This is a genomic window from Comamonas sp. UBA7840, from assembly GCF_002501455.1.
Classification (GTDB): Bacteria; Pseudomonadota; Gammaproteobacteria; order Burkholderiales; family Burkholderiaceae_C; genus Comamonas; species Comamonas jiangduensis.
This window is the reverse complement of sequence record NZ_DLTI01000008.1, coordinates 39,922-59,300: the sequence shown is the minus strand read 5'-3', so window position 1 is coordinate 59,300 and position 19,379 is coordinate 39,922. Positions and strand designations below refer to the sequence as shown.

Here is a 19,379-nt window from a genome sequence, read left to right as displayed (position 1 = left end):
TTTGGTTAAGGCTTGATGTAAGGCAATAAGCGTTAACCCTAAACCCCTATATTTGACACCGTCCTAAACACACATCGACCAAGAGGAACACACCATGTCAAGCGCCTCTGCTACCCCCCCCCAAGCGGCATCACCCCCTCCCAAACTGATGCCAAAAATTGGTTTAGCCGCTGCCTTCATCACCTTATTGGCGATTGTTTTCATGCCCCCCATCGCAGGCCTGCCGCAGGCAGGGCAGATGATGTTGGGCATCCTGGCTTTCGCGGTGATTGTCTGGATGACGGAAGCACTGGACTACGCGGTCTCCGCGTTGGTCATTGGCGCTTTGATGGTGGGTTTGCTGGCCATCAGCCCTGTCCCGGGCAAAGAAGCCGCAGATGCTGTTGCCATGGGCACCAAGGCGGCGCTGCCCTATGCCCTGAGCGGCTTTAGCAATAGTGCAGCCGTGCTTGTTGCAGCAGCTTGCTTTATTGCTGCGGCAATGACGGCGACCCGCCTGGACCAGCGCATTGCCCTGCAAGTGCTGTCCTTTGTGCCAGCCCGGGCCAAGTACGTGGTGATGGGCGCCATTTTGGTGGGCTTTTTGCTGTCCTTCATCGTCCCCAGCGCCACCGCCCGCGTCGCTTGCTTGATGCCCATCATGCTGGGCTTTCTGACCGCTTTTGGCGCAGACCGCCGCAGCAAGTTTGCTGCTTTGGTGGTTATTACCGCCGCACAGACTGCCAGCGTTTGGAACGTCGGCATCAAAACGGCTGCGGCACAAAACATGGTGGCTATTGGCTTTATTGAACGCCAGTTTGGCCAGACCATCACCTGGGGAGAGTGGTTCATCGCCGGTGCGCCGTTCTCGGCAGCCATGACCGTGGCCCTGTACTTCATCATGACCCGGATGCTCAAGCCAGAGATGGATCACATCGAGGGTGGCCGTGACGCTGTGCGCCAGCAGTTGCTGGCCTTGGGGCAGATGACCCTCAACCAGTGGAAGCTGCTGACCATCACCCTGATTTTGCTGGGATTTTGGGCCACCGAAGGCGTGCTGCACAGCGTGGACACCACCTCGTCGACCATCGTGGCGATTGCGCTGATGCTCATGCCCCGCATTGGTGTGATGAGCTGGAAAGAATCACAAAAGGGCTTCCCCTGGGGCACCGTGGTGCTGTTTGCCATCGGTATCGCCATGGGCTCCGCCCTGCTTAAAACCCAGGCTGCACCATGGCTGGCCAAACTGATTGTGCAAAACCTGGGGCTGGCCAACGCCACGGCATTTGCCATTTTGATGCTGCTGTCTTTGTTCCTGATCGTGATCCACCTGGGCTTTGCCAGTGCCACAGGCTTGGCCTCGACCATGATTCCCATCATCATCAGCGTGCTGCAGGCGGTGGAGACACCCGGCATCAACCCGATTGGCATGACCATGCTGCTGCAATTTGTGGTGAGCTTTGGCTTTATCCTGCCCGTGAACTCGCCCCAGGGGATGCTGGCCTACGGCACCGACACCTTTGACATCAAAGACTATGTGCGTACCGGCTTGATGCTGACCCTGGCCGCCACTGTGCTGCTGGTCATCTTTGCGCTGACCTACTGGCCGATGATGGGCTATATGACGCTGCCTAGCGCTGGTTAATCAGTAGCAAATCAGTAGCAGCCCCCTACAAAAAAGCCCTGCCACCACTGGCAGGGCTTTTTTACAGGCGCACGCGCTGCAGCTGCGCACCAGCCGCTAAGCATCCAAAGCGGCATCGCGGTACACGGCACGCTTTTGCGCCCAGCGCTGCAACACCCGCGGCACGATCAGCACCAGCAGCACGATCACCACCAGCGTGAGCGACATGGGGCGCTGCAGGAAGATCCAGAAGCTGCCCTCGCCGATCGACACGGCGTTGCGCATCTGCGCTTCGGCCAGCGGGCCCAGGATCATGCCGACCACCACGGGTGCCGTGGGGAAGTCGAAGCGGCGCATCAGCACACCCAGCAGACCGATGCCATACAGCAGGAACAGGTCGAACGTGCTCTGGCGCATGCCATAGGCACCGACGGTGGCGAAAATCAGGATCCCGGCGTACAACTGGGGGCGGGGAATCTTCAGCAGCTTCACCCACAGGCCCACCATGGGCAGGTTCAGCACCAGCAGCATCAGGTTGCCGATGTACAGCGAGGCGATCAGCGCCCACACCAGGGCACCGGCGCTGCTGAACAGCTGGGGCCCGGGGTTGATGCCGTAGTTCTGGAACGCGCCCAGCAGCACGGCCGTGGTGTTGCTGGTGGGAATGCCCAGGGTCAGCAGCGGAATCAGTGCCGCCGTCACCGTGGCGTTGTTGGCCGCCTCGGGGCCGGCCACGCCTTCGATGGCGCCCTTGCCGCCGAACTCGGCCTTGTCCTCGCCCTTGGCCAGCTTCTTCTCGGTCGCATAGCTCAGGAAGGTCGGGATTTCCGTGCCGCCGGCGGGAATGCAGCCAAACGGCGTGCCGATGATGGTGCCGCGCAGCCAGGCTGGCACGGAACGCTTCCAGTCACGGCGCGTCATGTGCACGCGCGTCACCTTGTTCTGCGACTGGTCGACCTTGCCTTCGTACAGGGCGGCGTACAGCACCTCGGCCACGGCGAACAGGCCCACGGCCACCAGCACGATGTCCACGCCGTCCATCAGCTCCATCTTGCCGCCGGTGTAGCGGGCCGAACCGGTGATCTGGTCCATGCCCACGCAACCCAGGGCTAGGCCGATGAACAGGGCCGTCATGCCGCGCAGGCTGCTTTGACCCAGCACCGCGCTGACGGTGGTGAAGGCCAGCACCATCAGCATGAAGTACTCGGGCGGGCCCAGCTTCACCGCGAAGTCCGCCACTGCGGGTGCGAACAGCGTCACTACCACGGTGGCCACCGTACCCGCCACGAAGGAACCGATGGCTGCCGTGGCCAGCGCCGCGCCGGCGCGGCCGTTCTTGGCCATCTTGTTGCCCTCCATGGCCGTGACCATGCTGGCGGTTTCCCCCGGCGTGTTCAGCAGGATGGAGGTGGTCGAGCCCCCGTACATGGCACCGTAGTAGATGCCCGAGAAGAAGATCATGGAGGCGGTGATTTCCACCTTGGCCGTGATCGGCAGCAGCATGGCCACGGCCACAGCGGGGCCGATGCCCGGCAGCACGCCAACGGCCGTGCCCAAGGCGCAGCCCAGCAGCGCCCACAGCAGATTGATCGGTGTGGCCGCCGTGGCAAAGCCCTGCATCAGTGCGTCGAACATGTCCATCACAGCCACCCTGTTTGCGTCAGACCTGGCAGGTTGATAGCCAGGAACTTTGTGAAAGCCCAGAACACCGGGGCCGCAATCGTGGCGCCCACCAGCACGTCCTTGAGCAGGGCCTTGCCGCTCAGGGTGCCGCGCTGGCCCTGGGCCCGGCGCAGGCCTTGCACGGCCAGGGTGAAGCACAGCGTGCAGCTGATGATGAAGCCTAGGTGCTCGATCAGCCCGGCATTGAGCAGCAGACCTGCCGACACCCAGACGAAGGGGCCGACATCGGCCTTGGCACTGCCGCCGGGCTCACCCGCCTTACGGTAGCCGCCAGTAGTGGCTTCCCAGACCAGCCAGGCGCCGCACAGGGCCAGCACCACGGCACACAACCAAGGCAGAAAACTGGGGCCCACGCCGCCATAACCGGCGTCGCCGGTAATCTGGCTGGCACCAACGCCCATGCCCACAGCAACCAACACCACCCCAAGGCCCACAGCGGCTTGCCAGCGCGCAGGCGGAATTGAACTGTGCCAAGCCTGCTCGGCGGGCACAGGGTTCAAGCTCTCAGACATGCAGAGCTCCTTTATGAGAGAAAAAAGGCTCTAGCGCTTGTGCAGCAAGCGCTTTCAGCTATTAAATTCAGCATCACGGTGGTTGCACCATGCTGCTGAACCGCGCGTTACACCATGCCTGCGCGGGCCATGGTGTCTTGCAGGCTTTCAAATTCCTTGTCGACAAAGCTGGCGAAGGCATCACCGGCCAGCCATGCGGGTGTCCAGTCGTTCTTCTTCAGCGCTTCTTGCCAGACAGCGCTCTTGGTGGCCTTTTCCAGCTTGGCAATCAGCTCGTCGCGCTGCTGCTTGCTGATGCCGGGCGCGCCGTACACACCGCGCCAGTTGCCAATTTCCACGTCAATGCCCTGCTCCTTGAGCGTGGGCACATTCAGCGACGCCAAGCGTTCGCCGGAGGTGACGCCCACGGGCTTCATCTTGCCGCTGGCAATGTACTCGGCAAACTCGCTGTAGCCGCTGCCGCCAATGGTGACGTTGCCGCCCAAGATGGCCGAGATCGCCTCGCCGCCCCCACGGAAAGCCACGTAGTTGATCTTGGCGGGGTCCACACCCACGGCCTTGGCAATCATGGCGGCCGCAATGTGCTCGGTCGATCCACGCGAGCCACCGCCCCACTTCACGCTACCAGGGTCTTTTTTCAGCTGTGCGATTACCTCGCCCATGTTCTTGAACGGCGAATTGGTGGGCAGCACAAACACGTTGTATTCGCTGGTGATGCGCGCCAGCGGCGTTACCTGCTTGAGGGTCACCGGGGGCTTGCCGGTGATGATGCCGCCCAGCATGACCGCCCCCATCACCATCAGCGCGTTCGGGTCGTTCTTGCTGCCGTTGACAAACTGCGCCAGGCCGATGGCACCAGCTGCGCCGCCCTTGTTGTCATAGGTGACGGACGAAGCCACGCCCGCATCCTGCAGCGCCTTGCCCAGGGCTCGGCCCGTGGTGTCCCAGCCGCCACCGGGGTTGGCGGGCAGCATCATCTTCATGGCCGCCGCTTGCTGGGCCCAGCTGGCCGTGGGTGCCAGGCCAGCGGCAGCCAAAGCCGCCATGCTCTTCAAAAAGGTATCGCGTCGCATTATTTTGTCTCCTGTCGATGGTTTCATCTCGGATGGATGCTGCAGAGACTCCGGCCCTGCGAGCCCATCGCGATGATGAAGGTTTTGCCTGTCAAACAGCTGTCCCGCCATCACCGTGAAAACCCGCACCCTTCCTCACTCACAAGCCTACGGCGCAGTGCTAACGTCACCGCCATGCACATTCTTTTGGTCGAAGACGATCCCGCCATGCAAACCAGCTTGCAGCGCGCTTTAGCGCGCCGTGGCATCCATGTCAGCCTGTGTGCTGATGGCCTGCAGGCGATTGCCCAGTGGCAAGCCCTGCAGCCCGATGTCATGGTGCTGGACCTGAGCTTGCCCGGGCGTGACGGCCTGGAGGTGCTTGCCGCACTGCGTGCGCTGCACGCCACCACGCCCGTACTCATCCTGACTGCACGCAGCACCGTGGGCGACCGGGTGCTGGGCCTGAATGCTGGTGCAGATGATTACCTGGCCAAGCCTTTTGACCTGGACGAACTGGAAGCGCGCCTGCGTGCGCTGGAGCGGCGTGCCCATGGCGGCGGCAACCAGGCCCACCAGCCAGCCCATCACACCAGCTTTGGCACGCTGCGACTGGACGCTGCCAGCGGCGCCATCTACCACCTGGGACTGCCCATGGACTTCACACCGCGGGAGCGCGCCCTCATGCAAGCACTGATGGCACGGCCCGGGCAAGCGATTGCCAAGGAGCGCCTGTACGACCTGGTGTTTCCCGGTGAGGTGGATGTGAAGTACGAAGCCATTGAAGTGGTGGTCTACCGCCTGCGCAAAAAACTCTCTGGCACGGGCATGGATCTGGTCACGCTGCGCGGACTGGGCTATCTGCTCAAACCCACGCCAGCGGGTGCAGCGGCATGAGCACACCTTCCCGCAAGCCCATCTGGTCTTTGCGCAGCCAGTTGCTGCTGGGCATTTTGCTGCCAGTGATTGCCTGCATCGCGCTGAACATGCTGTGGTCCTACCGCGCCTCGCTGCAGGCACTGCACACGGCCTACGACCGCACGCTGCTGGCCTCGGCCAAGACGATCGGCGAGCAGCTGGACGTGGACGGATATGACGAGCACGCCCGCATCCACGCCCTGGTGCCGTATTCGGCGCTGGAGGCCTTCGAGGCCGACACCCACACGCGCCTGTACTATCGCGTGTCCAGCCTGGATGGACAGCTGATCTCCGGCTTTGATGACCTGCCCTTTTGGCGCGGCACCATCCCGACCCAGCCGCCCTACGCGGCGCTGGTGGACTTCTACGGCAGCACCTACCGCGAACAGCCGGTGCGCATTGCCGTGCTGCTGCAGCCCGTGGCCAGCGCCACGGGGCGCAGCATGGCCGTCATCCAGGTGGCCGAAACCCTGCAGCTGCGCCACAACCTGGCCTTGAACCTGCTGACCGAGACCCTGTGGCAAAACGCCGTGCTATTGGGCCTGTTGGTGCTGACCATCATGATCGTCGTGCAGCGCGTCACGCGCGCCGTGCGCGAGGTGGGCCACGCCATCGGCCAGCGGCCGCACCATGACTTCCAGCCCCTGCAGCGCAACGCCGTGCCGCGTGAGCTGCAACCGTGGATCGACGGCATGAACCGCGCCATTGAGCGGCTGCGCGATCTGCTCAGCCACCAAAAACGCTTTGTGCGCGATGCCTCGCACCAGTTGCGCACGCCGCTGGCGGTGCTCAAAGTTCAGGTGCAGTCAGCCCGCCAGGGCGATATGCCCGCGGCCACGGCCTTGCAAGAAATTGAAGCCACGGTAGACCGTGCCACGCTGCTTGCCAACCAGATGCTGTCGCTGGCCAAGGTGGAGCAGTTGCGCCAGCAACCACAAACCGGCCAGCTGACCGCCTGGGACGCCATCGTGCGCGAGGTGGCGCTGGACCTGGCACCTTTGATTGCCGACAAATTGCTGGACTTTGAGCTACAAGCCGACACCGCCATCCCGCTGTGCGCCCACGAATGGATGCTGCGTGAGTTGGTGCGCAACCTGCTGCACAACGCCATCCGCCACGCCCCCATCGGCAGTGCCTTGCTGGTCACACTGACCCTGCAGGCCGACAGACAGCACGCCTGCCTGCACATCATCGACCAAGGCCCCGGCCTTTCCGAGGAGCTGTTGCAACGCCTGTACCAGCCTTTTTCAGCAGGCAGCGCCAGCACAGGCTCTGGCTTGGGGCTGGCCATTTGCCTGGAGATTGTGCAGGCCTTGCACGGCAGCCTGGAGCTGCACAACCGCTACCAAGGGCCACACATCATTGGCCTGCAAGCGGCGGCTTGCCTGCCGGTTGCGGCAGTCCACTCGGCCCCTGCGCAGTCCCCCGGCACTGCTGCTAGATAGCCATTTTAAAAAAATGGTTACAACGGGGTTTCTGCGCACGCCTGACGGGGGCCGCGCCATCACTGCGCCGTACAGCTGGCGTTGGCGCTATGCATTGAGAAGCACTCTGCTGTAAGACATAAATTCCAAGAAAAACCAAGCCCATCCTACGCAAAGCGCTATCAAAAAATTAAGCAGAATGCCTGCCTCTCAAGGCATGCTGCATGCATGCACACAGCCTCCATAACATTCAATAGCACAGGCAGGAAACAGCAATGGGTTTAGCGCAGCAAAAAAACGCCGCACGGGTGGTGATCGTCGGCGGCGGGGTCGCGGGGTTGGAAATAGCCACCGCTTTGGGCAAACAGCGCCTGCCACACAGCGCCTCGGTGACCTTGATCGACGCCGATTCCGCCCATGTCTGGAAACCCATGCTGCACACGATTGCCGCAGGCACACGCGATCTGGCCCAGCAGCAAACCACCTATCTGGCACAGGCCACCGATGCCCACTTTGCCTTCCAGCCCGGCGCCATGTCGGGGCTGGACAGAGAGCGCCAGGAAATTATTCTGAACCCCATCATCACCGACGACGGGCGCGAGCTGGTGCCCGCGCGCCGCATTGGTTACGACAAGCTCATCATCGCCATTGGCAGCGGTGCCAACGACTTTGGCACGCCCGGCGTGCTGGAGCACTGCTACATGATTGATTCGCGCCGCAAGGCCGATGACTTCAACCAGGAAATTCGCCTGCGCATGCTGCGCAGCATGACCGATGGCAAAACGCTGCAAGTGGCCATTGTGGGCGGCGGCGCAACGGGCGTGGAGCTGGCGGCCGAGCTGGTGCAGCTGTCCGAAAGTGCCGAGGCCTACGGCGCCCTGGGCAAGGCTGCCAAGTTTCAGATCGTGCTGATTGAAAGCGGCCCGCGCATTCTGGCCAGCTTCCCCGAAGAAATTTCTGCCGCTACCCAAAAGCGTTTGGCCGCGCTGGGCGTGACGGTGCTGCTCAACCGCAAGGTGCAGGCGGCACAAGCCGATGGTTTGGTGCTGGATGGCGAAGAACTGATACCTGCAGGGCTGAGTGTGTGGGCAGCCGGGGTGAAAGCACCGGCATTTCTATCGACACTGGGCCTGCCCACCACACGGAGCCACCAACTCATCGTCAACGATGACTTGCAAACCGCAGACCCCAACATCTACGCCGTGGGCGACTGCGCCAGCTACACCCTGCCCGGCGAAAGTACGCCACTGCCGCCCACCGCCCAAGTGGCCCACCAGCAAGCGCGCTATGTGATTGAGCTGCTGCCCAAAGTGCTGGACAGCACCCACGCCGATGCGGGCAAAGGCTTTGCCTACCGCGACTTTGGCGCGCTGGTGTCGCTGGCCAACTACGACGCCTACGGCTCGCTGGGTAAATTTGGGCTGTTCAACGGCGGCCTGATCAAAGGGCGCATGGCCATGCTCAGCCACATCTGGCTGTACCGCTCCCACCAAGCACGGCTGTACGGCTTTTGGCGCGGCGGCCTGTTGTGGCTGGTGGACTTGATCAACTCCCGCCTGCGCCCCAGCATCCGACTGGATTGATGCAACCATAAAAAAAGAGAGCTATCAGCGCATGCTTTGACTGGATTTACGAATAAAAACACCGTAAAAACCAGCAAATACCTGCTCTAGCAGCTCTCTTTTTTAATAGTTCAGCGCGGTCAGCCCTGAAGTTTTCAGCCTTTGCAGGCTTCGACTTTGCGCCCTCGACGCTCTCTACAACTGGGCGTAGGCGTATGGGCCTCTGGCCTTTTAAACGCTCTTGGTCGCCACGCCCGCCGCGCCAAAACTGGCCATCTCGCGCAAGATGGCGCAAGCTGCTGGCAGCAGCGGCCATGCCGTGGCGGCGCCAGAGCCTTCCCCCAGACGCAGTTGCCAATCCAGCAAGGCCTTGGCATGCAACGCTTGCAGCATCAAAGCGTGCCCCGGCTCGCCGGAGCTGTGGGCGTACACACAGCGCTGCAGTACCGCTGGCTGCAAGCGGCTGGCCACCAGCACGGCTGCGGTGGTGATAAAACCATCCACCACCACCACGCGGCGCTCAGCCGCAGCCTGCAGCACCGCACCCACCATGGTGGCCACTTCCAAGCCGCCCATGGCAGCCAGCACCTCCAAGGGGTCGCTCACCTGGGCATGCAGTGCCAGCACTTGCTGCAGCACGGCAATTTTGCGTTGCACGCCTTCGGCACTCAGGCCCGTGCCCATGCCGGTGACCTGCTCAATCGGCACACCACACAGTTTGGTCAGCAGCAAGGATGCGGTCGAGGTATTGCCAATGCCCATCTCCCCTAGGAGCAGCGCATTGCCCGGCAGTTTTTTGACCAGCTCTACACCGTTGCGAATCGCCAGCGCGCACTCTTGCTGCGTCATGGCCGGGCCTTGGCTGCAGTCTTGCGTGCCATAGGCCACTTTGCGGCGCCACAAACGGGGCTGTCCGGCCTTGGGTAGCTTGTCTTCAGGGTCTTGCTCACGCACCGCAAAATCACGCGCCACGCCGCAGTCCACCACATTCAGCGCAATGCCATGCTGGCGTGCCAGCACGCTCACTGCAGCGCCACCGGCCATGAAGTTCTCCACCATCTGCCACGTCACATCCACGGGGTAGGCTGAGACGCCGCGCGCCGCCAGCCCGTGGTCGGCAGCAAACACCACCATTTGCGGCTGCTGCAGCACAGGGGCATCCGTGCCCAAGATGCAGGCAATGCGGTGCGCCAGTTGCTCCAGCATGCCCAGCGAGCCCACGGGTTTGGTTTTGTCGTCCAGCAAGGCCTGCACATGGGCAGCCAATGCAGCGTCTTCGATAGCAACAACTTCAGGAATCACAGGCAACATATCCACCTTCTCACAATCAACAAGGGCGCTACAGCGCTTGGCAGCAAGTATGCGCCCTGCGCTTGCCTTGGGTTGGTGAACTTTCTCAACTCCGCAGTAAAAAACCCGGCCTGGGCCGGGTTTCAAAGCGCGCTGCAGGGCGTGTTTACTTGCCCACAGGCTCCACGGGTTGCATGGGCGGGCGCATCATGTTGTGGTGCATCTGGGGCATGACCGCAGGTGCGGCAGGGGTTGCTGGTGATGCAGGCGCAGGCACTTGGTAGGTTTGTGTGTACTCGCGCAGTACACCACCGCCTTGCACACTGCCGGAGATTTGCGGCTGGCGCACGCGCTCGACGCAGGCTTGGCGATCCAGATCGGTTTTGAAAATCTCACAGCGGCGCAGCGCATTGCGCTCAAACTCGTTGGGCTGGCCTGCTCCTGGGTTGTACGGGCCTGCACCGCGGCTGCGTTCGCCCGCCACTGCCGCTGCTTCGTGGTGCTGCGGGGTGGCATATTTGCCGTGACCTGCGGGGTGATGCCCCTTGTGCTTGGGCATGACTTTGGGGTGGTGCTTGGGCATTTCCCCGGCAGGGTAGGACTTCATGGCAGGCGCTGGCTCGGGCATGGGTGCGGGCTGGGTTTGTGCATGCGCAAATGCACCGCCAGACAGGGCCACGGCACACAAGGTCACGCGCAAGGAAGCAGTCAAAGGCAGTTTCATCAAAGTGTTCTCCTGAGATAACTGAGTGATGCCCGATCATGCGCGCCCTGCCTGCGGGCAGGTATCGGTTCAGCCCAATAAGGCTTGCAGTCTCAGGCCTACAGCCCTAGCAATCACTTACATTTTGACGGTAAACCAGCGCTCTACGCCCTGCGCCATGCGGGCAAACACATCGTCCAGCGACGGGGTTTGTGCGCCCCACAGCGCCTGCACCACGGAAGCGTTCTCAAACAGGCCATGCCAGTACGTGCCCCACACATTCCCTTGGGCGCTTTGCCACACCATGCCGGGCACGGGTTCATCGGCGCACTGGGTTTGGCCGGCTTCCATGTCGGCACGCAACTGGGTCTGGCCATGGTGGATTTCATACACCTGCAGATCCACCCCTTGCAGCGCCGCCCATGCACCGCGCAATGCCGGCAGGTGCGCAGACACGCGGCGCACGGTCTTTTCACGCTCAAACAGTGTGACCAGGGGCAGCAGGCCCAGCCCGGCTTCATTGCCATCCACGCCGTGCAGGTCAATCAAGGCTTCGCCCAGCATTTGCAGCCCCCCACAAATACCCAGCACGCGCTTACCCACATTCGCATGGGCGGCTACGGCAGCATCCAGCCCCTGGTGGCGCATCCATTGCAAGTCAGACGCCGTGGCTTTGGAGCCCGGCAAAATCACCCAGTCCGCCCCGGCAATCTGTGCTGGCGAACGTGCCCACACCACGCGCACGCCGGGCACCTGCAACAGGGGCTGAAACTCATCCAGATTGCTGATGCGCGGATAGGCCACGATGGCAATCGTGGTGTGCACCGTCTGCCCTGCACCGGTACTGCCCCGGTCATCAAACACGCCATCTTCTTCGGGCAGGCCATGGTCAAACTGCATGGGAATGCAGGCCACGGTAGGCACGCCGGTTTTGGCCTCCAGCATTGCAGGCGCCGGTGCCAGCAGCGCTGCATCGCCCCGAAACTTGTTGAGCACAAAACCCTGGATCAGGGCCTGTTCATCTTCGGGCAGCAGCGCCCAGGTGCCATACAGGTGGGCAAATGCCCCGCCCCGGTCAATGTCCGAGACCAGCAGGCAGTGCGCTTGGCAGTGCTTGGCCACGCGCATGTTCACCACATCGCTGTCGTGCAGGTTGATTTCGGCGGGGGAGCCCGCGCCCTCAATCACCACCACATCGTTTTCGGCACGCAGCGCGTCCAGTGCCTGTGCAATCTGCGGCCACACCTTCAAGCTGCGCCCACGCCACGGCAGGGCACTGAGTTCTGCATTCGCCTGGCCCATCAGCACCACCTGGCTGCGCGTGTCCGCTTCGGGTTTGAGCAGCAGCGGGTTCATGCGCACATCAGGCACCGCACCTGCCGCCAGGGCTTGCAGGTATTGGGCTGTGCCGATCTCGCCCCACTGTCCATCGGGCGTGGCAACCACGCGCGCGTTGTTGCTCATGTTTTGCGCTTTGAAAGGCGCCACTTTCAGGCCCTGGCTGCGGTAGTAGGCGCACAGCGCCGTGGCCACCCAGCTTTTGCCTGCGCCACTGCTGGTGCCTAGCACCATGATGCAACGTGCTGTCATGTCTTGGTTGTCAGGTTGAGCGGGCTGCGCTGTGCCACCCGCAATGTTGGGGCCATCAGCATACGCCGGCCCAACGCGCTGCTACGCGAGATGGGCGCACAGCGCTGCCTCAGGGAGTTGGAAGGCATGGCAGCCATCATGGAAAAAATGTGAGCATCTTGCGCACAGTGTGTGTGGCCTGCAAGGTCATGGCATGCTGCGCCACGCCTGCTCCAGCGCGGCCTGTGAGGCAGGCGGCAGCACGCCCAAGCGCACATGGCCGGGCAGCCCAAAGCTTGCGCAATCACGCAGTTTGATGCCCTGGGCACGCCAAGCCGCCAAACAGGCCGCCATGTCGCCCTCCGGCAGCCGCGCCACAAAGTAGTTGGCCTGATGGCCGGGCACCACCTGCCAGCCCAGCCGCGCGCACAGCGCCAGCTGCTGGGCCTTCCAGTCACGCAACTGCTGCAGGCTGTGCGCCAGCCACTGCTGCACCTGCGGTGTCACCCACGCCTGTAGCATGGCCACGCCATGTGCGCCTACCACCCAGGAGGGCGCCAGCCAGCGCAGCGCCTGCAGTGCTTGGGCCGAGGCATGCACCGGCGCAATCGCGTAAGCCGCACGCACGCCTGTCATACCCAGCGCTTTGTTGGGCGTCCATAGCTGCCACAGGGCATCGCTGTCGCGCTGCGGCGCAGTGCCTTCCAGCCACAGCGGGCGGTAGGCGCAGTCCAGCACATGCCAGGCAGGCTCACCACCGCGTGGCGCAGCGCTGTGCGGCCAGTCGCCCCACATGGTTTCTGGCACCCCCAAGGGGCTGGATGGCTCACAGGCCCAGTGCAAGCGCGCTGGCGCTGCTGTTTCACCCTGCGCACTGCCACGTGGATGGGTCTGCAGCCCCCATACCTGGGCAGCCTGCAGATAGTCGCCATAGTGGTGCTGCGGCAGCGTGATGGCCGTGGCACCGTGGCGCACAGCATGCTGGGTCAGGCGGTGTATCAGTTCACTGCTACTGCCGCCAATCACGATGCGTTCGGGTGCCACGCCGTGAAAAGCCGCCAGTTGCGCGCACAAGTCGGTGTAGTGCGGGTCAGGGTATTGTGCACTGTGCGCCGCTTGCAGCTCCTGCACGGCCGCAGGGCATGGCCCGCAGGCATTGCGGTTGGTGGAAAAGTCATGCGCGGGCACGCCCAGCGCGTCGGTGCCGCCATGCACCACCAGGGTGTTTTCAGACAGCATCACCACCCCGTAGCCACAGAATAATCGCCATAAAAACAATAGCTAGCAACGCAAGCAATACATGCACCAGAACCACTTTGGATGCCAAACCCACCGCCCGCTGCACATCAGCGGCCTGCGGGGCACGCCCTTGCGGGTTGAGCTGGTACACGCCGGGTTTCGACAGGTGCACTCCCAGCGCCTGCGCCATGGCCCCCATGGGCCAGCCGCCGTTGGGCGAAGGCGTCACCGCCGCATCGCGCCGCAGCGCAGGCCAGGAGACGCCGCGTGCCACCAGCGCCAGCAACGCTGCCGTGATGCGCGCTGGCAGCCAGCTGAGCACATCATCTGCGCGCGCGGCCCATTTGCCAGCCCACTGCCAGTGGCGACGTTGCGTGCTCTGCCCGCGCCAGCTGGGGTAGCCCCACATGGCATCGGCCGTGTTGGCCAGGCGGTACAGCGCCGCACCGGGCAGCCCCAGCACGGCAAACCAGAACAGCGGGGCGATGACGGAATCGCTCAAATTCTCGGCCAGGGTTTCAATTGCGCTTTCACGCACGGTGGCGGCATCGAGTTGAGTGGTGTCGCGGCTGACCAGCCAGCTCAAGCGCTCACGCCCTGCGGGCAGCGACTGCTGCAAGGCAACTTCTACCGCCAGCACCTCGTCTTGGAGCATGCGCCACGACAGCAGCGGCTTGAGCAACACCCCCACCACCAAGCCCTGCCACCACCATTGCGTGGGCGGCAGCAGCCATTGGCACAGGGCATAAATTACAAAAAAGAGAGCTGCCAGCGCACACCAGGCAAGCATTCCGTAGACAAATGCCTTGTAATCCCTGGTTTTCTCAACGCTGGGCGCTATGCATTGGCCGATGCGGCCCAGCAACTTGCCCATCAGCACCACGGGGTGCAGCCACACGGGCGGTTCGCCCCACAGGCGATCAAGCATCAAGGCCACCAGCACAGCCAGGGCGGCGGCCATGATTTGCTGCGCCCAAAACAGGTGCGCAGCGCCCTCTGCGCCCCACCATTGATACAGCCACGCCAGCGGGCTCAGTGACACGGCCAGCACGGCCGTCAAATCGATACCGGTCATGGGCGTGGCGCGGCTTCAGGGTTCGCCGCCGCAGGCTGGCCCCAGCGCTCGTCAAACAGCATCTCTTGCAGCGGCGCCCGGGTGGCCCATTTTTCTTGCTGCAGCATGGGCTCGGCGTAGTAGGCCTGCACCGGCCCCAGGCACAGCACGGCCAAGGGGTAACTGCCTTGCGGCATTTGCAGCAACTGCGCCAGCGCCACGGGGTCATAAATGGACACCCAGCCCATGCCCAGCCCTTCGGCACGTGCGGCCAGCCACAGGTTCTGGATGGCGCAGGCGGCCGAGGCCACGTCCATCTCCGGCATGGTGCGGCGGCCAAACACATGCGCTTCGCGCCCCGGCGGCAGCGCCACAATCAGCACCTCGGCCGCATCCAGCACGCCTTGCACCTTGAGCTGCATGAAATCGTCTTCGCGCACGCCCAGCGCCTGCGCCGTCAGCACACGCTCTTGCTCGACCAGCGCATGAATGCCTTCGCGCATGCCGCGCGAGCGTATGCGAATAAAACGCCACGGCTGCATGAACCCCACGCTGGGCGCGTGGTGCGCCGCACGCAGCAGGCGCAGCAAGACGTCATCCCCCACCGTGCCGGGCGCAAAGTGGCGCATATCGCGCCGCTCGTGAATGGCGCGGTACACCGCTGCGCGTTCCTCGTCGGAAAACGGCGTGGCCGCCACCGTCTGGTAGTGCTGCAGATCGTGGGGCGCGGGGTGGCTGGGGTCGTGGGCTTGGCTCATGCCTGCATTCTCAGTCTTCAATGCCGCGTTGTGCAGGAATGCCTGCTTTGAAGGCGTGCTTGATCATCTGCATCTCTGTCACCGTATCAGCCACATCAATGATTTCCTGCGGGCAGCGGCGGCCCGTCAGGCACACATGCACTTCCTTGGGGCGCGCCTTCAAGGTGTCCAGCACGTCTTGCAGCGGCAGCCAGCCATAAATCAGCGGATAGGTCACCTCATCGAGCACCACCAGAAAGTACTCGCCCGACAGGATGGCCGCCTTGGCCTTTTCCCAGCCATCGCGCGCCAGCTGGGCGGAGTGGTCCAGGTCTTTGCTCTTCCAGCTAAAGCCGTCGCCCAGCCCTTCCACGGGCAGACCCACTTGCTCGGCCAGGCGGTGTTCGCCAAAACGCGCGGTCGGCACTTTCATGAACTGAAACACCTTGACCGCTTTGCCACGCCCTGTGGCGCGAAACGCCAGACCAAAGGCGGCCGTACTTTTGCCCTTGCCATCGCCGGTGTTGACAATGACCAGCCCGCGGCGCTCGCCCTCAGGCTTTTCATAAGGTTTTTCAGAAGGTGGTGTTTCAATTTGCATAGCTGTTAACGCTTACCCAACAAGGGCTAGCGGTCGTTTTTTGTTCAAAATTAAGCAGACTTGGCAGCGGTGGGCAAGGCCATCCACATGCCCTCAATCTGGCGAATACGGATGCGGTGCTCAAACACCGCCTCCAGCGCAGCGTGGGTGTCGCCAGCATGCGTGGCGCCCTGGTGCAGCACCTGCCCGGCTTGCATCACCACCATGTGGTCGGACTGCAGGGCAATGCCCAACTCGTGCAACACACTGACCACGGTATGGCCTGCAGCCACCAGGCCCTGCACGGTCTCCATCCAGGCACTTTGGTGCGGTGGGTCAAGGTTGGCCAGCGGCTCATCCATCAGCAGCACCTGCGCCTGCACCGCCAAGGCACGCGCCAGCAGCACACGCTGGCGCTCTCCGCCCGACAGCTCACCCAAAGGGCGGTGGCGCCAGTCCCACGCCTGCGTGGTGCGCAAGCATTGCTCCACCACCGCATGGTCATGCGCACTGGGTGGAGCCAGCCACGCCTGGTGCGGCATGCGCCCCAGCATGACCACGTCGTAGCTGCACAGCTCTTGCGAAACCGCTTCGTTCTGCCCCAGCCACGACAAGGCACGGGCGCGGGCTTTCACCGGCCAGTCGGCCAGCGGCTGGCCCAGCAGGTGCACCTGCCCGCTCCAACTTTTGCGCGGCTGCAAACCCGCCAGCGCGCGCAGCAAGGTCGATTTGCCGGCGCCATTGGGGCCAACAATCGCTGTCCACTGCCTGGCGGGCAGTTGTACGCCCACGCCGTGCAGCAAACACTGCTTGCCCGCATGCACGCGCACATCGTGTGCTTGCAGGGCCACGGCCGCATGCGCCGGCAGAGCTTGGGGGTGTTGTTGCATGCCCATGGTCAACCCCTTATCTGCCGTGCGGCGTGGCCACGGTGCATCAGCCACAGCAAATAGCTGCCGCCCAGCAAGGCCGTCAGCACGCCCACGGGCAGCTCTTCGGGGGCCATCACCCAGCGCGCCAAAATGTCGGCCGCCAGCAGCACCACGCCGCCCATCAAGCTGCTCAGCAGTATGCTGCGCGCATGGCCTACGCTGACCATGCTGCGCACCAAATGCGGCGCAGCCAGCCCCACAAAGGCAATCAAGCCCGTTTGCGCCACGGCAGTGCCGGTGGCCAGTGCCATCACGGCAATCAAACCTGCGCGCATGGGCGCCAAGGGCAGCCCCAGGCTGGCGGCGGTGGATTCACCCAGCGTCAGCCCATCGAGCACGCGCGACAACCCCCACGCGCACAGCGCGCACAGCGCCCAGGCGCCCAGCATCAACGCACACGAAGCCCAGCCGATCAAGGCTGTGCTGCCCAGTCCAAAGGCCTTCATGGGCTGCAAGATGTCGGGGTAGCGCAGCTCCAGCATGTCGCGCACAGCACCCAGCACCACGCCGACCACCACGCCCGCCAGCAGCAGGCGCAAGCTGTTTTGCACGCCCTGGGCCAGCATCAGCGTCAGCAACACGGCCGCAGCCGCACCGGCAAAGGCCATGCCTGTCATGCCCAGCCGCTGCAGCCATTCCATGCCCATGGCGGCTGTACCGCTGAACACCATGGCCGCGGCCCCACCCAGCGCAGCCCCCGAGGCGCTGCCCAGCAAGTACGGATCCGCCAACGGGTTGCGAAACAGCCCCTGCGCCACGGCACCGGCCAGCCCCAGCAAGGCGCCGGCCAGCCACGCGCCCAAGGTGCGGGGCAAGCGGATGTCCCAGACAATTTGCTGCGCCACCGGATCGCTGTGCATGCGCAGCACGCTCTCCCACCCGGTACTGCCCACGCTAGCGCCCAGCAGCAGCAAACCACCGCTCGCTGCCAGCAGCAGCACCGCCAACCAACGGCTGCGCACCCGCGCTTGGGACAAATTGGCTTCAACCCGCACGGCGTGGCGCTTTCTCTGCCAGACAACGGGCAATGATGCGAGCCGCCTCATCCATGCGCGGGCCCGGGCGCACAATCACGCCCGACTCGCGCGCATCAAAAGCACACACCCGCTGGTGCTTGACAGCATCCAGCGTGTACCAGCCCGGATAGGTGTGCGCCACCTGCATGCTGTGGTTCCCCATCAAAATCACATCAGGGCGGGCACGCAAAATAAATTCAGGGTTCAACCGGGGAAATGGCCCCATCTCATTGGGCACCACATTGCCCATCTGCATGCGCGTGAGCAACTCGCCAATGAACGATGAAGGCCCCGCCACAAATGGCCCACGGCTGACTTCAAAGTACACCTTGGCACCGTGCACCCCCGCAGGCAGCGATTGCGCAGCGGCATTGATGCCCGCTTGCATGCGGCGCCATTCGCGCTCTGCCCCCTGTTCGGGCGGCAAACCCAGCAGCAAGCCGATGCTGTGCAGCACCCGGTACACATCCGCTTGCGTGCGCGGCTCCAGCGCTACGGTGCGCAAGCCCAGGGCTTCCAGCCGATCCACCACGCGCGCAGCGTTGGACAGCAGCACCACATCGGGTTTGAGCGCGACGATGGCTTCCACATTCGGGTCCAGCCCGCCACCGAGCACCGGCAAGGTCGTCAGCAGGCTTTCAGGCCAGTTGGAATAGCGGTCCACCCCCACCAATTTGTCGCATGCGCCCATGACGCAGACCGTTTCGGTCAGCGAAGGCAGCAGGCTCACGATGCGCTGGGGCTGTTGCGCTCTGGCAATCACACGCCCTCTTTCGTCTTTCAGGGCATTGGCAGGCACACCTGCCGGGGCACCCGCTGCGTGGCCCCCCCCCAGTGCAAGTGCTCCCACGCAGATCACTGCGCGCAGGCTACGGCGTAACAAAGCATTCATTTCAGTTGCAACGGCAAGCCTGCCGCCATCAAAGTAGCGCGGCTGCACACACGTGCCACGTCTTGGTTCAAAGTGCCCAGTGCGTCCACAAAAGCGCGCACCTCTCGCCCCAGCGGAATGACACCCAGGCCGATTTCATTACCCACCACCACCACCGGACCCGGGCACTGCGGCAAAACTTCTAAAAACAAAGCACGTTGCGCTTGCCAGTCAAGGGCTAGAGCCTGATTTGGCTGATCTTCTGAAGCCACCTGCTCGACGCCTTGCATCGGCATCATCCAGTTGGTCAGCCACAAAGTCAGGCAATCGACCACGACCAAGGTCTGCGCATTGCTGTGCACCTGCAAGGCTTGGCCCAGGTGCAGCGGCGCCTCCACGGTCTGCATGCCTGGCACGCGCAGCGCACGGTCGGCCTGGTGGCGCGCAATGCGCGCTTGCATCTCCGCATCCCATGCCTGGCCCGTGGCGAGATACACCGCTTGGCGGCCTGCGCCCGCATCCATCCAATCGCGGGCGGCCTGCTCGGCAAGGCGGGTTTTGCCACTTTTTTGGCCACCCAAAATCAATTCTTGCCAGGGCTGCATGGCATGGGGGTTCATTAGGTTCATAAGCG

General features: G+C 63.4%; 18 protein-coding genes. 4 read left to right on the top strand and 14 right to left on the bottom strand.

The annotated features are described in order from the left end of the window. The first annotated feature begins 94 nt into the window (after window positions 1-94). Window positions 95-1,624, top strand: a complete 1,530-nt coding sequence (locus tag B3R00_RS01825; RefSeq protein WP_286997089.1) for an SLC13 family permease — start codon at window positions 95-97, stop codon at window positions 1,622-1,624. A 96-nt stretch (window positions 1,625-1,720) separates the two neighbouring features. Here the strand turns inward: B3R00_RS01825 and B3R00_RS01820 are convergent, their stop codons facing one another. The 3 genes from B3R00_RS01820 to B3R00_RS01810 all read right to left on the bottom strand — a co-directional run bounded on the left by B3R00_RS01820 (window position 1,721) and on the right by B3R00_RS01810 (window position 4,871). Further along, window positions 1,721-3,244: a tripartite tricarboxylate transporter permease gene (locus B3R00_RS01820; protein WP_286997088.1), complete on the bottom strand. Its 1,524-nt coding sequence runs from the start codon at window positions 3,242-3,244 to the stop codon at window positions 1,721-1,723. Then, window positions 3,244-3,798 carry a tripartite tricarboxylate transporter TctB family protein gene (locus tag B3R00_RS01815; RefSeq protein WP_286997086.1) on the bottom strand — a complete coding sequence of 185 codons (555 nt, stop codon included), beginning with the start codon at window positions 3,796-3,798 and terminating at the stop codon, window positions 3,244-3,246. The genes B3R00_RS01820 and B3R00_RS01815 overlap by 1 nt, the downstream gene beginning before the upstream one ends. A gap of 107 nt (window positions 3,799-3,905) precedes the next feature. Next, a complete protein-coding gene (locus tag B3R00_RS01810; protein WP_286997085.1) occupies window positions 3,906-4,871 on the bottom strand; it encodes a Bug family tripartite tricarboxylate transporter substrate binding protein in 966 nt (321 codons plus the stop codon). Between the two features lie 174 nt (window positions 4,872-5,045). Here B3R00_RS01810 and B3R00_RS01805 point away from each other — a divergent pair, with 174 nt between their 5' ends. From B3R00_RS01805 to B3R00_RS01795, 3 genes are all read left to right on the top strand, one after another. After that, window positions 5,046-5,747 (top strand): response regulator transcription factor, encoded by a 702-nt coding sequence (locus tag B3R00_RS01805; RefSeq protein WP_286997084.1) that lies wholly within the window; start codon window positions 5,046-5,048, stop codon window positions 5,745-5,747. After that, the gene (locus B3R00_RS01800) at window positions 5,744-7,213 is read left to right on the top strand and encodes a sensor histidine kinase (RefSeq protein ID WP_286997083.1); all 1,470 of its coding nucleotides are present in this window, start codon (window positions 5,744-5,746) and stop codon (window positions 7,211-7,213) included. The genes B3R00_RS01805 and B3R00_RS01800 overlap by 4 nt, the downstream gene beginning before the upstream one ends. A gap of 254 nt (window positions 7,214-7,467) precedes the next feature. Further along, the gene (locus B3R00_RS01795; protein ID WP_286997082.1) at window positions 7,468-8,775 is read left to right on the top strand and encodes an NAD(P)/FAD-dependent oxidoreductase; all 1,308 of its coding nucleotides are present in this window, start codon (window positions 7,468-7,470) and stop codon (window positions 8,773-8,775) included. A 210-nt stretch (window positions 8,776-8,985) separates the two neighbouring features. Here the strand turns inward: B3R00_RS01795 and cobT are convergent, their stop codons facing one another. The 11 genes from cobT to B3R00_RS01740 all read right to left on the bottom strand — a co-directional run bounded on the left by cobT (window position 8,986) and on the right by B3R00_RS01740 (window position 19,374). Continuing rightward, a complete protein-coding gene (cobT, locus tag B3R00_RS01790) occupies window positions 8,986-10,065 on the bottom strand; it encodes a nicotinate-nucleotide--dimethylbenzimidazole phosphoribosyltransferase (RefSeq protein WP_286997145.1) in 1,080 nt (359 codons plus the stop codon). A gap of 145 nt (window positions 10,066-10,210) precedes the next feature. Continuing rightward, entirely contained in the window at window positions 10,211-10,768 is a 558-nt protein-coding gene (locus B3R00_RS01785) for a hypothetical protein (RefSeq protein ID WP_286997081.1), read from the bottom strand. A gap of 117 nt (window positions 10,769-10,885) precedes the next feature. Beyond that, a complete protein-coding gene (locus B3R00_RS01780; RefSeq protein ID WP_286997080.1) occupies window positions 10,886-12,337 on the bottom strand; it encodes a cobyric acid synthase in 1,452 nt (483 codons plus the stop codon). 186 nt (window positions 12,338-12,523) lie between these two features. Continuing rightward, a complete protein-coding gene (locus B3R00_RS01775) occupies window positions 12,524-13,555 on the bottom strand; it encodes an aminotransferase class I/II-fold pyridoxal phosphate-dependent enzyme (protein WP_286997079.1) in 1,032 nt (343 codons plus the stop codon). Continuing rightward, window positions 13,545-14,630 carry an adenosylcobinamide-phosphate synthase CbiB gene (gene cbiB, locus B3R00_RS01770; RefSeq protein WP_286997078.1) on the bottom strand — a complete coding sequence of 362 codons (1,086 nt, stop codon included), beginning with the start codon at window positions 14,628-14,630 and terminating at the stop codon, window positions 13,545-13,547. The genes B3R00_RS01775 and cbiB overlap by 11 nt, the downstream gene beginning before the upstream one ends. Next, complete coding sequence (gene bluB, locus B3R00_RS01765) at window positions 14,627-15,367, bottom strand: 5,6-dimethylbenzimidazole synthase (protein ID WP_286997077.1); 741 nt, start codon at window positions 15,365-15,367, stop codon at window positions 14,627-14,629. Before bluB ends, cbiB begins: the two co-directional genes overlap by 4 nt. 10 nt (window positions 15,368-15,377) lie before the next feature. Beyond that, window positions 15,378-15,947: a cob(I)yrinic acid a,c-diamide adenosyltransferase gene (gene cobO, locus B3R00_RS01760; protein ID WP_219164307.1), complete on the bottom strand. Its 570-nt coding sequence runs from the start codon at window positions 15,945-15,947 to the stop codon at window positions 15,378-15,380. Window positions 15,948-15,997: 50 nt separating this feature from the next. Next, complete coding sequence (locus B3R00_RS01755; RefSeq protein WP_286997076.1) at window positions 15,998-16,822, bottom strand: ABC transporter ATP-binding protein; 825 nt, start codon at window positions 16,820-16,822, stop codon at window positions 15,998-16,000. A 2-nt stretch (window positions 16,823-16,824) separates the two neighbouring features. Beyond that, complete coding sequence (locus tag B3R00_RS01750) at window positions 16,825-17,853, bottom strand: FecCD family ABC transporter permease (protein WP_286997075.1); 1,029 nt, start codon at window positions 17,851-17,853, stop codon at window positions 16,825-16,827. Beyond that, window positions 17,843-18,766 (bottom strand): ABC transporter substrate-binding protein, encoded by a 924-nt coding sequence (locus B3R00_RS01745; protein WP_286997073.1) that lies wholly within the window; start codon window positions 18,764-18,766, stop codon window positions 17,843-17,845. Before B3R00_RS01745 ends, B3R00_RS01750 begins: the two co-directional genes overlap by 11 nt. Then, window positions 18,763-19,374, bottom strand: a complete 612-nt coding sequence (locus B3R00_RS01740; protein ID WP_376747624.1) for a bifunctional adenosylcobinamide kinase/adenosylcobinamide-phosphate guanylyltransferase — start codon at window positions 19,372-19,374, stop codon at window positions 18,763-18,765. The genes B3R00_RS01745 and B3R00_RS01740 overlap by 4 nt, the downstream gene beginning before the upstream one ends. Window positions 19,375-19,379 lie beyond the last annotated feature (5 nt).